This window comes from Ruegeria sp. CE9 (assembly GCF_056537425.1).
In genome coordinates, this window is record NZ_JBQFRO010000013.1 from 34,180 (window position 1) to 48,119 (window position 13,940).

A 13,940-nucleotide genomic window follows, 5' to 3' on the forward strand; every position below is an offset into this window, starting at 1 on the left:
ATGCTCTGCCATTAAAAGGTTCGCGATAGAACCTCGCGAAGGCCATTTCGCAAGCTTAACTCTCTTCAAACATCTCGCCGAAGCCGGATTAGCCGCAAACATGATTAAAAGAGCATGCTTCAAGCCATTCAAAGACAATCAAACGCAGCCCGGCAAAGCTATGCGGCCGCAGAAACCCAACTAATCAAGATCTGCGCAGCGAAGCTACATTCAAGGTTGCCTGCGTCACTATAGCTCTACCAATCGTTCCTTGATGGGTGACGATTGTACAATGGATGAGTTTGTCGCGCCGAAAGGTACAAATTGATCGATGACTTTCTCCATTTCAGCGACATCGCGAACATGCGCGCGCGCGACAAAGCAATCCTCGCCTGACACACGATCACAGGCAACGATCTGTGGAATTGCCTGAATTGCATCAACCATATTCTGCATCTCGCCCGGTGATGGGCGCGCCCGGATCAAGATTGTCAGGCCGTAGCCCAGTCGGGCTGGATCGATGCGCGCACAATAGCCGGTGATAACGCCGGTGTCCTCTAACCGCCGGATGCGGTCAGCGATACTTGGGGCTGACAGACCGACCCGGCGCGACAATTCCGAGCGAGAGATACGGGCGTCGTCACTGAGTTCGCGCAATATTGCGGCATCAATCCGATCTATCTGCGCCCCTTTAGTCTGAAGGCTGTTTCTGTATCTTTCCTTCATTTCGTCTATGCTTTCCAAGGTTTCTTGATCCACTGACCATATCATAAGGCGGAAACGCCTTGCAGAATGAAATGATGCAAGATCAGACTTCGGAAATTCCCTCTGCCCAAGATCCAACGGGAACTATGACCCGCATCGCCGAGACTGTCCCGCCTCACACCTGGTTTGGGATATCTGCCGTATTCCATTATCTGGGCCCTGCATTCGCAGTTCTGTTGTTTCCGGTTGTGGGGGTTCTTGGGGTTGCGTGGTTTCGTATCACAACAGCTGCGCTGATCTTTGCGCCGATGACAAAGCCCTGGCGCATATTTGGAACCTGTAGCGGACGGGAACGAGTGCTTTTACTGGCTTTGGGGGGCTGCCTTGCGATCATGAATTGTGCCTTCTATCTGGCTCTGGATAGGCTGCCGATTGCACTGGTCGCGGCAATCGAATTCGTTGGAACCATTGGGATCGCATTGTGGGGATTGCGCACAGGGCGCAACTGCTGGGCATTTGTGCTTGCGGTTTTCGGTGTTGTGTTGCTGATCGACATGCCTTCGATTTTTGGCGCTGACGGTGGCGTGATGACCTCAGATTTGCTCGGCCTGTTTTGGGCTGTACTGAACGGAGGGTTGTTCGTCCTCTACATTGTTCTAGGCCACAAGATTTCCCAACAAGGAGCGTCCGGCGGCATTGAGCGGCTCGGAGCGGCGATGGCTGTTGCTTTCATCTTTGTCATGCCAATTGGGTTTGTTGAGGCACTCAATGCATTTGGTGCACCAATTCTGGTTGCGGCAGGGATCGGCGTTGGCATCTGTTCCTCTGTCATTCCGTATATCTGTGATCAGATGGCCATGTCTCGATTACCTCGTTCCAGCTTTGCACTTTTGTTGGCCTTGTTGCCCGCAACGGCTACAATCATTGGTGTGATTGTCCTTCGCCAGATCCCCAGCGCCATCGAGTTTCTCGGCGTTGCCCTCGTCATGGTCGGGGTCGGAATGCATAAGCCAGCAGACGCCGCCGTAAAAGTAGACTCGGCTGCCGACGGGCGCACCACATGACACTCGGACATAGCGATCGCGCGACCGGCGTCATATTCGGGTTTCTCGGAATGTTGGGGTTCAGCGGCACGTTGGTGGCGACGTGTTTGGCCGTGTCTGATTTCACACCTCTCGAAATCTCCTGCGCGTGTATCGCTATGGCGGGCATACTGGGTGCTGTTTTCCTTAAAGCGACAGGGCAACTTGGCCTTCCCCTGCGTAAGCTATGGCTCTCCATCTTTGTCATGGGGCTTGGGTTGGCTGTCGGCTAAGAGACATAGAGTTCCTTTTCTCGGACTTTACGGACACACGGATGCGGTGTGCGTAAAGATGGTCGTAATGCGGCTTCATTCGACGATGCACCCGGCGCACGCGTTCTGGCGCATCAGCCACTTCGACATACTTGCGCTTTTGCGGGGTTAGGCCCGTCGATTGCGCCAGATTGGCGTGGAATGACCCGCCATCCCACCAGCTGTGCTCGGAAGGGTCACCACCCGCTTCCCAGGTCAGGGCTTCTGGGATAAAGGGAATGCCCACGCTGTCACAGAATGCAGCGATCATGTCATGTGGGTTCTCAAGCAGGTCGTCGCTGTCAACCACGGGCGGCGTTTTGCCGCCGTTCAAAGCGGTCAGCAGATCGAACAGCGCGCGCTGTTCTGGGAAGCCGACTTCAAGCTCATCGAAGTCCGGCCACTTGTTGTACATTGAGGAGATAGTCTTGGCCGGGTCGCGGATCAGGAAAGCGTGTGTGAAATGCGATAGGAACTCAGGGGTCCACATGTGGTTAATGTAGTGCGGGAAATCCTTGATGAACACTGGCCCCCTTTCCGCACGCGCCTTGATATCGTTCCAGACGCTCTCCAGGGTCAGGCCGGGGGTTGTAACCTCGCCCTCGGTAAAGCGCGGCCACATTGGGTCTTCGCCCTGATACCAGGCTTCGCCGAAAGGTTCGTGCAGACAGTCTAGATCGCCGCGCTGGCGCATCATCCATTCGAAGGCGGTCGAGGTCGAGCGTGGGATCGCCCACAAGGCAACAATCTTGTGCATCGGTTCAGGCTTTCAATGAAGAGAGCAAGCTGCCCTGCTGGGTTTCCGGGGTCAGCCCTAGGGATTTGAAAATGCGCCAGTAGAGCGCGGTGTCATGACCGATGACGGGTGTGACCAAAAGGGCTTCCAGCTCGACCTCGTAATGAACGGGACGTTGCGCAATGCCGTCTGACGCGCGGCGATAGTTGCTCATCCCATTTATCAAATATGCATCCACGTTTGGCGCCTTGTCCGCGGTGTAGTCGAAGGATTTATAGATCAACTCTTCGTCAAAGCACCAAATGCACTCGTCGACAGCCTCCTGGCTGTCGAACCAGCCCTGATCAAAGAAGTTCCCGGCCCAAACAACGTCAAACCCCGCTTCTTTCAGAAAATCCACAGTGCCCCGATACCATGTATCTCGGTGATAGCAGGCATTCAGCGCAACCTTTTCCGCGCCGATGTCGCGCAGGGCCTCGACCATGGCGTAGCCGGCCATGTGAAAGGGCGTCTCATACTTGTCGCTGATCATCTCGCAATGCTGGCGGATGCCTTCGACACCCAGGCCGCTGGCATGCACCCAGTTCGACCCGACCTGACCGCAAACATCCGCGCCATTATTGGCCAAGCATTCGACATATTCCTCCAGCAGGCCAAAGTTCTTTTGGCGTTGATCCAGCCGGTGTGCGTAGTCGGGGACATGCAACATTCGCCCGTGCACGCCGACGCTGCGCGGGGCCATGCGCAGAAAATCCGACGGAGCCGCATCAAAGTCATGCGGCGGCGAGGTAAAGCCAACCTGATGCGGGAACAGTTTAACTTTCGGGTTCTTCCAATGGGCGGGCTTTTGATATGTGGACATGTCAGATCGAGAGTTTGGGCAGCTTAAGTTTCCCAAGCGATACTGTCGGCGTAACCGGCGAAACTCCATTGCTTTTGGCTGCAGTCAGTCATATCGAAACGGGTATGACCTCTCGGCGATACTCCTTACCTTCAACCAGTGCGCTAGTTGCCTTTGAAGCGGTGGCTCGGCTGCAAGGCTTTGCGCGTGCCGCGGACGAGTTGAACACCTCTCAACCCGCCATCAGCCGCCATATCCGCAATCTGGAAATTCGTTTTCGAACACAGCTGTTCGACCGCCGTGGGCAGCAGATCAAGTTAACGAGCCAAGGTGCCGAGTTTTATGCGATCGTGCGCCAGTCCGTGGACAACTTACAACAAGGCATCTCAGCCCTTTCCACCCGCAAGCGCGACATCACCATAGCATGTTCGCATTCGGTTTCACATTTGCTGCTGATGCCCCGCTTTGCCCATCTGCGCCGTGCATTGGCCAACCAAGCCGAGTTGCGCCTTCTAACTGTGGACTACAACCTTCTAGGTACCGCCATCGAAATCGGGGCGGATATCATTTTTGAATACACGTCCAGCACACCCAAAGATCCGCATGTCGTGGTATGCCGAGAAGAAATCAAACCAATCGGGTCCGCCGAAATCATCGCGCAAGCGCAGGCTGCCCTGCAGGGCCGTGCGCCCCCACCTCCGTTGATGCGCCTGCAAAAAGCAAACTACGGGTGGATGGATTGGCAGGATTGGTGCGCTGCGCATCCAGTATTCGAGGGATGGCCAGAAGGCGAGGAGTTTGACAGCTATGTCTACCTGCTGGAAGCGGCGGCCCAAGGTGCGGGACTCGCGCTCGGCTGGCGCGGTTTTGTTGATAGATATGTCGACCGAGACGAGCTCGTAGAGCTTGAATGCAACTGGCACAATACCGGGACCTCCATCATCGCGCGCGCGACACCTACCGGTCAAAACCATCCTTCGCTTTCAACGTGTTTGTCGCTATTGGAGATGATCACTGCGGATTAGACGACAATTCTTGTCAAATAGAGACTGATCTCAGACTTTAGTGAACCCTCTACTGCAGCCCAGGCGGCATCCCATCGTGGGCTGAAGAATATGGGCGGTCAATTGGTACTGGGATGTGAGACAGAAGCGAAAGCTAATGCGGATTCTCTGCTATCCGCCCCGATCAGAACGGTCTCGTCAAATTCGGGACTGTCGGGAAACCTACTGACAAGGCCGAAAGATTTTGGAGGGTACTTGTAGTTTCCCAACAAGATCATTCTGGTCTGTCGATTTTGACCAGCATCGTCTTTTGCCATTCGGCAAAGGCGTCATCAGGGTAAAGGTGTCTCCGTTCAGGGGCTGACGGAGCATGGTGCCGATCATGTTTTTTAGTGCTGTCGGAAACTGCTCGATGCAACGCGTAGCTATCGACTATAGTCGGCCCGACGGGCAGGGGACCTTTGTTGGATTGGACGCAATTGATCTGACGATTGACCTGCCTATCAATCAACTGATTGGTCGCGGTTACAGGCTGGATTAAATCGACTCCGCAATTGACGACATGCTGGCCGATCAACTCGGCCGCGATGTCATCTTATCCGACGAGACCAGTAAGATGATCGAGACCGCACTCACGGTCCTCGTAAGATTTGTGGCTGAGGACGCATTGCCCCCAGATCAGATAACCACGGTCATTCTCAGGGACGGTGTGATCGACACGATTGGTTGCATCATCGTGAGAGCCAATAGGGATGAGAGAATTCATGAATGACATTCGGCTGAACTCTACCAGCCGCTATTCACTCTCTGCGCTCTTGAGCGTCAATGACAAAATGCTTGTAACAGCCTCGGGAAAGCATCGTGCTTCATTTGGCTGGTTAGAAAAGAGACGCTTTTGGGATCAGCTATCACATCCAATCAAACTAAAACTTCAAGCTTCGCGCCCGGGAACTGGGACAAGACCGAATTGATCTGCTCAGTCGGTATCAAGCACAGAGTGGTCGACATCCCGTCTGCTATTGCAGCAGTTGGCGCAGAGACCGAAACGGCATGGTGAACCGCCGCAAGAGTTATTGGATCAAAGATATGCACGGACATTTCCGCCATACGCATCGCGCCGGGGACTGAAGTGGCAACGGCGCGGTTGTGCAGTTCAATACTGTTGAGCACTACGTCATTCGGACCAGCCAGACCGACCTGCCAAGATGAACCATCACTTCGGGTGCCCAGACCGGCGATTTCACCCATGTTCACCAACACATTCTGCAGACCGAAGGAACGCAACAAGCTGGCGATGCGGTCTGTGATTTCGCCCTGTGCGATGCCATTCAGTGTCAAGGCTGCGCGACCCGGATTGGGTAACCTGATTGCGTCACGAGTCACCGACACCTTGTGCCAACCAACTGCGTCCTGGGCAGCTTGTAGCTTCAATGCACCAGACCCATTAGCAAGTGCGCTCCACAAAGGCTGAATTGTCGGATCAAATGCGCCGTCTGATGCATCGTGCAGAACGGCGCAGAGGCTGAGCAGGCTCAACAGCTCGGGCGAAGGGTGTTTCAGCAGTCCCGACGTGTTCAGGCGGCTCAATTCAGACCCGGGTCGATAAAGGCTAAAGATCGCCTCTAACCGATCCAACTCAGCTTCAACTGCAGCAAAGATCGGGGCAGCGTCGGTGTTGGTCAAACCTTCAAGCCGCAAGCTGGCCGGTGCACCCAATGTAATACCGTGCCATTGTGCAACAGCACCAGCCGTTGCAGGCATGGCAGCGCAGGCGGCCGAAATGGTCAGGAAGCGGCGGCGTGTGAGAAAGGTCATGCGGGTGTCTCCAGCACAAGGCCGAGATCGACGGGGCCCAGAACTTCGGTATCGGGGATGTCGGACAAGGGCAGGGCCGTGCCGCCATAATCGGCGATGAACGCTTGGGCTGCGGCGGGATCGCCAAAGGGCACCACTTCGCGCGCACCCATGCCACCGGAGACGTTGGCCCCGACCACAAAGCTGGCGTTCTCTGCGTCGATCCAGTTCGAAATCCCCGGTTGCCGCCAACTGGGCGCGACGCTCATGTCGCTGACGTAAACAGCGGTGATCTTGGCATCACGCTCGGGGCTTTTCAGATAGGCCACCATGTCGCGCACCTGCGCAAAGAATAAAGGTGCGGGGTATCCTTCCAGATGGATCTGCCCCTTCGGCCCGCCATGTTCCGCGATGTTCATCTGGCAGAAATAACTCAGCGCATCTGGGGTCAGATCAACCGGGTCGGGGGCCTCGGCGACCTCTTCCTTGCAGGCCGCCAGCGCGACCAATGCGATCAGGGCGAGACGCTTCATGGCTCAACCCTCCGGAACGCTAGCCGCGCAAGGGCAAACGCCAGCACCGGCCAGATCAGAAGGGATGCAGGCGCAGCCCAGACGGGCAGGGCCTGCGCAGCTCCGGTCATGCCTGACGCCATCGCAACGCCTTCGGTTGCGGCGATGTTCCACAGACGGAAAGCGTCGGCCGGGTTGGCCACCATCACCCAAGGAAAGACGGATTGGGTGAAGGTGCCGCCCTTGTCCATGACGACGGCTCCCAACAGCCCAAGATCATAGAGGACGACACAGACCAGCCAGAGCCCGGCCGACAAACCTGCCGCCACCGTGGCCCCCTTTGCCAAAGCGGACAGCAGGTATCCCAGCGCCAGAAACACGGCGCCCAACAGGATAGAAGTGAGGATGAGGCGGACCAGAGCCAACAGGCTCTCTGGCCCCGCGCCGCCGAAGAAGGCGGCCACTGCGCCTGCGGTGCCGAAACCGATGGTCATGGCAAAGGCCAGTGCGGCGAGATGGGCGGTGAACTTGCCCAAAAGGATTTCTCCGCGCCCAGCCGGGTAAGACAGCAGCAGTGACAGGCTGCCGCGATCCACGTCGCCTGCGATGGCGTCAAAGGCAATCATCAGCGCCAGCAGTGGAGCAAGATAAACCGACAGCGTGGTCATAGACGCGACCGAGACGGTCAGCATGTCGACCCCCAGCGTGCCGGTAGGCGCGCTGCCAGCAAAGGTCAGCGCCAAAGCGAACAGAACCATGATCAGCGTCGCAACCAGCAGCCAGCGATTGCGGCGCAGGATCAGCATCTCGGTGCGGGTGATGGCGAGGAAGCGGGTCATTGCAAACCCTCCTGTGCGTAGTGGCGATACAGATCTTCCAGCTTGGGCGGCGTCATTTCCACATCCGCCACCGCATCGCCCAACCCGGCGATCCGGCGCAGCGCCTCCATCTTGTCTTCGGGCGTGCAGAGCAATTCAACGGATGCCCCATTGATCCGGCTGCCGCCCAGTTCAGCGGCCAGCACATCTGGATTGGCGCTGGCGCGTACTTTCAGGCGGATCGGCAGACCGGCCAGCGCCGACAGGTTGGTCAGCGTGTCATCGGCGACCATCCGGCCCTTGCGCATGATGGCGATCCGGTCGGTGCGGGCCTCGACCTCGGTCAGAGCGTGTGAGGCAATCAAAACGGCGGTGCCTCGGGCAGCCAGTTCGTCGATGATAGCGTACAGGTCCTGCCGCGAAATCGGATCGAGCCCGCTTGTCGGTTCATCCAGCAATGCCACTTTCGGCTGACCCAGCAGCACCTGCGCCAGACCCAGACGTTGCCGCATGCCTTTGGAATAGGTGCCGATCCGGCGGTCCAGAGCGTCGCTCAGACCAACGCGCTCCAGCAGGCCGGGCACATCCGCTTTCGTGCTCGAAAGCTGGGCAAACAGGGTCAGTTGTTCGCGACCGGTCAGGGCCGGGTGGAACGACACCGCTTCGGGCAGATAGGCCGTCTCGCGCCGCGCCTGTGCGCTGCCGGGGGTGGCGTCCCCGATCCGAATTCCTCCGCCATGGATCGGTGTCAGGCCGAGGATGGATTTGATTAGGGTCGACTTGCCCGCGCCGTTATGGCCCAACAGCGCAACGCGCTGACCGGGGGCAAGAGACAGGGTGATATCGTCAAGAACACGGGTTTTGCCCCGATCCTTGAGAACATGGTCAATCGTCAGGGCCTTATCCGTCATGAGGCACCTTTTTCATAGCTGGGGGTTCAGGGGCTTCCATCAATGGATTGCTGTCCATCACGCCCCCCGGCAACAGCGCCGGGAAGGCCGATTGCGACCAGCGCACCAGCTGCACGGCGGGTGAGCCGAGCAGCAATTTAGCTGCGGGTTGGGTCCACAGCACATGGTCCATACTGTCATTGGGGCGAAAGGGGGCATCGGCAATACCGTTGCCATCCACATCATAAGCGGCAAAATCGGACCAGTAATTGCCGCGCCCGTCCTCGGACCACTCGACCCATTTGGTCGAGACATATTTCACCTGCGTCCGGTTGCCGACAAAAGCATTGCCAACGATCCGGTTGCGTTCAGACCCAGCGGTAAAGTGGATGCCGATGCCGCAGCCCTGGAACCAGTTATCGGTGAATTCGTTCTTGTTGGAATTATACAGGAAAGTGCATTTTTCCTTGGCACCTTTCACAACGTTGCCAGTGATGACGCTTTTGTTGGCATAGTTCAGCATCACGCCATGTTCACGGTCATCAATCGACACATTGTCGGTGACTTTGACATTCGAGGTGAACATCACCGCATAGCCCAGATCGTTGCCGATCGAGACGTTGTTGCTGACCTCGGAATTGTCGGCATACATATAATGCACTGCAAAGCGTAGGTCGCGGAACAGGTTGCCGGTGAACAAATTCTTCTTCGAAGAATTCACGAAAATCCCGTCGCGGCCAAACTGAATGTCATTGTCAGCGACAACCGCACCCGGCGCGTTCCAGACATAAACTCCATTGCCGCGCGCGTTCATGTGGCGGTCCTGCCGTCCTTCGATCCGGTTGCCCCGGACGATACTGTCCTTGGCCCCGTGGATGTCGATGCCATAGAGATTGCCCAGTAGCACATTGTCCTCGACAACCGGCGCGTGGGCCGTCTTGGTCAGCTGGATGCCGCTGTCGATCCCGTCATGGTCCGAGCCCGAGCCAATAACCGTCAGCCCGCGCACCGTCACACCCGACCCGGTCACGGTGATGACGCTGCCTTCGCCTTGTCCGTCTATGGTGGCCTGTCCCAGCCCGTCAATGGTTACGGGCCGGTCCAGTACCAGTGTTTCGGCGTAAACACCGGGGCTCAGGCGGAGGGTATCTCCATCCGCCGCCTGCGCCAGTATCTCGTTGATGGCCCCCGCCCGGTTGGGCACATCCCAGTCCGCCGCCCAAAGGGGCGAGCCGAGCAGGAGCGGTATGAGCAGGGACCAACGCATCTTATGCGCTCCGCGGCTCAACAAACATCCGGCCGCGCATTTCCATGTGCAGCGCGTGGCAGAACCACTGGCAATAGTACCAGTGCACACCCGGACGATCGGCAATGAACGTGACCGAGGCGGTTGCCTGCGGCCCGATCTCCATTGCGATGCCAAAGTTCGACAGGCACAGCCCGTGGGTCACGTCATCCACATCGTCCAGGTTGGTGACGTAGATGGTCACCTCGTCACCCTGCTTGACGGTGAATTTCTCCATGCTGAACACAGGTGCCACAGATGTCATGTAGACCCGCACCTTGTTGCCATCCCGGATCGGCTCATCCGCGCCATAGTCCAGATCGACTCCGTCGGCTTTGGCCTGTTTGCGCGCATCTTCCCACATCGGGTCGTTGCGATCCCACACATTGACCGGGTTCACCTTGGACCGGTGCACAAGGATCGAGTCATGCGGTTCCGCAAAGGTTGGGCCGTCATGGACCACCTTCATCTTGTCACCCGAAATGTCGATCAACTGCTCGTTTTCAGGCTTCAGCGGACCCACGTTCAGGAAGCGGTCTTTCGAGAACTTGTTCATCGAAATCAGCCATTTGCCGTCGGCTTCCGCAGTCTCACCCATCGAGGTCGAGTTGTGGCCCGGCTGATACTGCACGTCGACCTTATCAAGGATCGGATCAACATCCGCGCCGCCATAAGCCTCGATCGCTTTGGCGATGTCCCATTTCACCACCTGGCTGTCGAGGAACAGGGTGGTGTAGGCGTTGCCCTTGCCATCGAACGCAGTGTGAAGCGGGCCGAGGCCCAGCTGCGGTTCTGCCACGATGGCGGACCGCGGATCGGCGTTGTCGGCAAACAGGGCATCGACCTTCTCGACATCGATCACGGACACGGTCGGCGACAGCTTGCCGTTGATCATGATGTGTTTCTTGTCGGGGGCGGCGTTCACACCATGGGGCGAGTTCGGGATCGGGATGTAACGGGTCAGTTTGCCGCCGGCCTCTTTGCGGCCATCCACGACCTTGACGCCGTTCAGCTCCTGATAGTTGCCCGCAGCAATCGCGTCTTCGATGCCTTTGAGGTTGAACACGACCACATGGTCCAGCTCATTCTCGGTCATCTCGGCAAGGTTCATACCCATTTCCGAGTTATACGAGGTCGAGAACGCGTATTTGCCCTGATAGTCACAGTCGGTGTTGTCTAGGTTGCCCGACACCATCACCTGCCATGCGATCTCCATCGTATCACCGTCAATGGCGGTGAAGATGTTCACGTATTGCGACGGATCGTCGAGGATCTGGCCGTCATTGACCAGAGGTGCTTCGTGTTCACCGTTGGCAAAGACATAACCGGTGCGCGGGTATTTCTGCGGGCGTAGACCGTGGATGTCATGCGCGTTCGGGATCTCGATGATCTTGTCGCATTTCATTACATCGCAACGCACTCGGGCTACCCGGGTGTTGGCCTTGTCGTTCATGAACAGATAGCGGCCGTCATAGGTGCCATCGGTAAAGGACATATGCGGGTGGTGCAGGTCGCCATTGTCATAGGTGACCTTACCGTTTGCGGCCAGGAACTCTTTGGTTTCGGGCAGCAGACCTTCGGTCAAAATCTTCAGCGACTCGTTGGTCTGGCCCCAGCCAGTGGCCGAGCAGCGGTTGAACACCGGCACCCGCATCAGCTCGCGCATCGACGGCACGCCCAAAATGCGCAGCTCGCCGGTTTGGCCGGAAGACCAGAAGCCATAGTATTCGTCCAGCTCGCCCGGCTCCAGATGCGCATTGGCTGCAGCACTTGCTTGGCGCGCGGTCATCAGGGTCGAACCCAGACCGGTCCCGGCAATCACTGCGCCGGTGGCGGTTGCCGCCAGCATCCCGCGGCGTGTAATGTTCAGTTTCTTATCGTGTTCCGACATGATCGTCTCTCCTTTTAGGAAACGGTTTGCGGTTTGGCGTTCGGATGGTTCGCCGGTGGCTGTCCGAGTGGGGTCTTCATCTGGACCGACCCTGTCTTGGCCCGCCGTTTCAGCTGGCGGATAACGACGGGACATTTGTCCTCGGACTGGTAGAGCACCTGACAATGCAGGCAGGTGACGCACTCGTTCGGGTTGATCTCACCAGTTGGGTGGATTGCCTGAACGGGGCATTCGTTTGCGCAGGTCTGACAGGGGCTGCCGCATTCCTTGTAGCGGCGCAGCCAGTCGAACATGCGAATTCGGGCGGGGATCGCCAACGCTCCGCCCAGCGGGCAGAGGTAGCGGCAATAGAACCGTTCGATGAACAGCCCGATCCCCAGCAGGGTCAGCGCAAAGACCACGAAGGGCCAGTCGCGCATGAACTTCAGAATGATCGCGGTCTTGAAGGGCTCGATCTCGGCATAGGTCTCAGCCAGCGGGATCGAGACAAAGCTGAGCCCAAAAAGTCCGAGGAAGATCATGTATTTCGCAGGCCACAGGCGTTCGTTCAGTCCCCATGGCAGCGTCCATTGCGGCACTTTCAGCGCGCGCGCGATCTTGTTGGTCAGTTCCTGCAGCGCACCAAACGGGCACAGCCAGCCGCAATAAGCCCCGCGTCCCCAGAACAGCAGGGCAGCGGCCACGGCAAACCACTGGATGAACACCAGCGGATCCAGCAAGAAGGCATCCCAGCTGAAACCGGAGCGCAGGCTGCCGGCCAGCGCCATCAGATTCACGACGCTCAGCTGTGCGTTGGCATACCAGCCGATGAAGAACAGCGTCAGGGTCAGGTATCCGATGCGGAACCAGTAGAAGACCCGGGCGTTCATTGTGGCGTGGAACTGGAAGAAGAAGGTTGCAGTCAGCACCAGCAGCATGACGCCCAGACCCGCAATCTCGACCGTGCGATCCTTCCAGATTCGTTTCCACAGGGCGGCTTTGGCAGCAGCTTCGCCAGTGGCGTCATCCACAACAGCGGGGGCCGCGACCGGCAGCAGATACTGCTCGGGCAGCTTGTAGCCCAGATCGAAGGTCAGGAAGGTTTTTTCGACCGCACCAACGGCCCGTTGCACCAGCAATTGCAGGCGGAACGGCTCGGCCGGGTTGAATTCGGCATCAGCGGGAATCTTGAAGATATCCAGCTCGGTGAAACTGGGCGCATCGGGGGCTGCAACCGTGCCCAAACGGCGCTGTTGCTTGTCAAAAAACCGCACGGAGCTGTCGCCCTGTATCAGTTGAATCCGGTCAAAAATACCACCGCGCACATAGCCCGAGCCCTTGAAGCTATAGGCCCCGCGACCCAGTACCAGAATGGCCTGCTCACCTTCGTCCAGCCAGCCCACAAGGTTCTGATATTCGGCCTCACCCAACAGCGACTTGCCAATCGACGGCACCGAGACCAGCGCCATGTGCATGTCAATGAAGGTGTCATCGGGTTCCCCCGGTTCTGGCCGCTTGATCGCGCGCTGATCGCCTGTGGCTTCAAAGGCTGCGTTGACCTGGCCGACATCCAGTGTCAGCCGCCGGATCGAGCCGTCACCCGAAAGCGTTGCCCAGTCATAAACGGCGTCCTGCGCCATATCGACTTCGCGCTTTGGCCCGTCTGCCTGCAGCGGAGACAACCCGCCCAGCCCCAGCGCCCGCGCCACCTTGATCCCGCCACGCACAAGGCTGTCGTCGATCACCATGATCGTCACGGTCGCGCCCGAGATGATGTCGAGGTCATGCCCCTCGCCGCCGGTTTCAGCCTCAACCTTCAGATCCAGACCGGCATAGCCTTCGGTCAGCTCAACCATCCGCGAGTTCGGGATGCCGATCAGAACGATGGGTTCCGAGTGTTTGACCAACTGCACGCCGGTCAGCACCGCATCGTCATCGATGGCCGCAACCACATGGATCGGTTTGCCGGAATATCCGGTGGTGCCCACGAAGTCAGAAGTCAGGAAGGCCCAGGCAACGGTCTCGCCACCCTTCAGGACGGGCGCAATCGGCACGTCATCGCGGACCGGGCCAAAGGCATCGGCACCGGGCGCCAGATTGGCGGGTTCAATCTCGGGCAGAAAGCTGGCAAGGCTGTCGGCTTGGGCGCTGATCGCCATTAGGCAAGACAGGG

Annotated in this window: 15 protein-coding genes; 4 read left to right on the forward strand and 11 right to left on the reverse strand. The window is 58.0% G+C overall.

Annotation, left to right across the window (positions count from 1 at the left end; genetic code table 11):
• Positions 1-228 precede the first annotated feature (228 nt).
• Complete coding sequence (locus ACR0B3_RS20055) at positions 229-705, reverse strand: Lrp/AsnC family transcriptional regulator (RefSeq protein ID WP_480810582.1); 477 nt, start codon at positions 703-705, stop codon at positions 229-231.
• Positions 706-776: 71 nt separating this feature from the next.
• Between ACR0B3_RS20055 and ACR0B3_RS20060 the strand changes: the two genes are divergently transcribed.
• Together ACR0B3_RS20060 and ACR0B3_RS20065 are read left to right on the forward strand one after the other, a co-directional pair.
• Positions 777-1,748, forward strand: a complete 972-nt coding sequence (locus ACR0B3_RS20060; RefSeq protein ID WP_480810583.1) for an EamA family transporter — start codon at positions 777-779, stop codon at positions 1,746-1,748.
• Complete coding sequence (locus ACR0B3_RS20065; protein WP_480810584.1) at positions 1,745-1,999, forward strand: hypothetical protein; 255 nt, start codon at positions 1,745-1,747, stop codon at positions 1,997-1,999. The genes ACR0B3_RS20060 and ACR0B3_RS20065 overlap by 4 nt, the downstream gene beginning before the upstream one ends.
• Here ACR0B3_RS20065 and ACR0B3_RS20070 read toward each other — a convergent pair.
• Positions 1,971-2,774: a sulfotransferase-like domain-containing protein gene (locus tag ACR0B3_RS20070; RefSeq protein ID WP_480810585.1), complete on the reverse strand. Its 804-nt coding sequence runs from the start codon at positions 2,772-2,774 to the stop codon at positions 1,971-1,973. The genes ACR0B3_RS20065 and ACR0B3_RS20070 overlap by 29 nt on opposite strands.
• Positions 2,775-2,778: 4 nt before the next feature.
• The gene (locus tag ACR0B3_RS20075) at positions 2,779-3,615 is read right to left on the reverse strand and encodes a hypothetical protein (protein ID WP_480810586.1); all 837 of its coding nucleotides are present in this window, start codon (positions 3,613-3,615) and stop codon (positions 2,779-2,781) included.
• Between the two features lie 14 nt (positions 3,616-3,629).
• Here ACR0B3_RS20075 and ACR0B3_RS20080 point away from each other — a divergent pair, with 14 nt between their 5' ends.
• Both ACR0B3_RS20080 and ACR0B3_RS20085 read left to right on the forward strand, forming a co-directional pair.
• Positions 3,630-4,619 (forward strand): LysR family transcriptional regulator, encoded by a 990-nt coding sequence (locus ACR0B3_RS20080; protein WP_480810587.1) that lies wholly within the window; start codon positions 3,630-3,632, stop codon positions 4,617-4,619.
• 391 nt (positions 4,620-5,010) lie between these two features.
• Complete coding sequence (locus ACR0B3_RS20085) at positions 5,011-5,139, forward strand: hypothetical protein (protein ID WP_480810588.1); 129 nt, start codon at positions 5,011-5,013, stop codon at positions 5,137-5,139.
• A 54-nt stretch (positions 5,140-5,193) separates the two neighbouring features.
• Here the strand turns inward: ACR0B3_RS20085 and ACR0B3_RS20090 are convergent, their stop codons facing one another.
• From ACR0B3_RS20090 to ACR0B3_RS20125, 8 genes are all read right to left on the reverse strand, one after another.
• Positions 5,194-5,364 carry a hypothetical protein gene (locus tag ACR0B3_RS20090; RefSeq protein WP_480810589.1) on the reverse strand — a complete coding sequence of 57 codons (171 nt, stop codon included), beginning with the start codon at positions 5,362-5,364 and terminating at the stop codon, positions 5,194-5,196.
• Between the two features lie 152 nt (positions 5,365-5,516).
• Entirely contained in the window at positions 5,517-6,413 is an 897-nt protein-coding gene (locus ACR0B3_RS20095) for an FAD:protein FMN transferase (RefSeq protein WP_480810590.1), read from the reverse strand.
• A complete protein-coding gene (locus ACR0B3_RS20100) occupies positions 6,410-6,925 on the reverse strand; it encodes a nitrous oxide reductase accessory protein NosL (RefSeq protein WP_480810591.1) in 516 nt (171 codons plus the stop codon). The genes ACR0B3_RS20095 and ACR0B3_RS20100 overlap by 4 nt, the downstream gene beginning before the upstream one ends.
• Positions 6,922-7,743 carry an ABC transporter permease gene (locus ACR0B3_RS20105; RefSeq protein ID WP_480810592.1) on the reverse strand — a complete coding sequence of 274 codons (822 nt, stop codon included), beginning with the start codon at positions 7,741-7,743 and terminating at the stop codon, positions 6,922-6,924. Before ACR0B3_RS20105 ends, ACR0B3_RS20100 begins: the two co-directional genes overlap by 4 nt.
• Positions 7,740-8,633: an ABC transporter ATP-binding protein gene (locus ACR0B3_RS20110; RefSeq protein WP_480810593.1), complete on the reverse strand. Its 894-nt coding sequence runs from the start codon at positions 8,631-8,633 to the stop codon at positions 7,740-7,742. Before ACR0B3_RS20110 ends, ACR0B3_RS20105 begins: the two co-directional genes overlap by 4 nt.
• Entirely contained in the window at positions 8,623-9,879 is a 1,257-nt protein-coding gene (locus tag ACR0B3_RS20115; protein WP_480810594.1) for a nitrous oxide reductase family maturation protein NosD, read from the reverse strand. Before ACR0B3_RS20115 ends, ACR0B3_RS20110 begins: the two co-directional genes overlap by 11 nt.
• A gap of 1 nt (position 9,880) precedes the next feature.
• Positions 9,881-11,788 (reverse strand): TAT-dependent nitrous-oxide reductase, encoded by a 1,908-nt coding sequence (gene nosZ / locus ACR0B3_RS20120; RefSeq protein WP_480810595.1) that lies wholly within the window; start codon positions 11,786-11,788, stop codon positions 9,881-9,883.
• Between the two features lie 14 nt (positions 11,789-11,802).
• The gene (locus tag ACR0B3_RS20125) at positions 11,803-13,926 is read right to left on the reverse strand and encodes a 4Fe-4S binding protein (RefSeq protein WP_480810679.1); all 2,124 of its coding nucleotides are present in this window, start codon (positions 13,924-13,926) and stop codon (positions 11,803-11,805) included.
• Between the last annotated feature and the right edge of the window lie 14 nt (positions 13,927-13,940).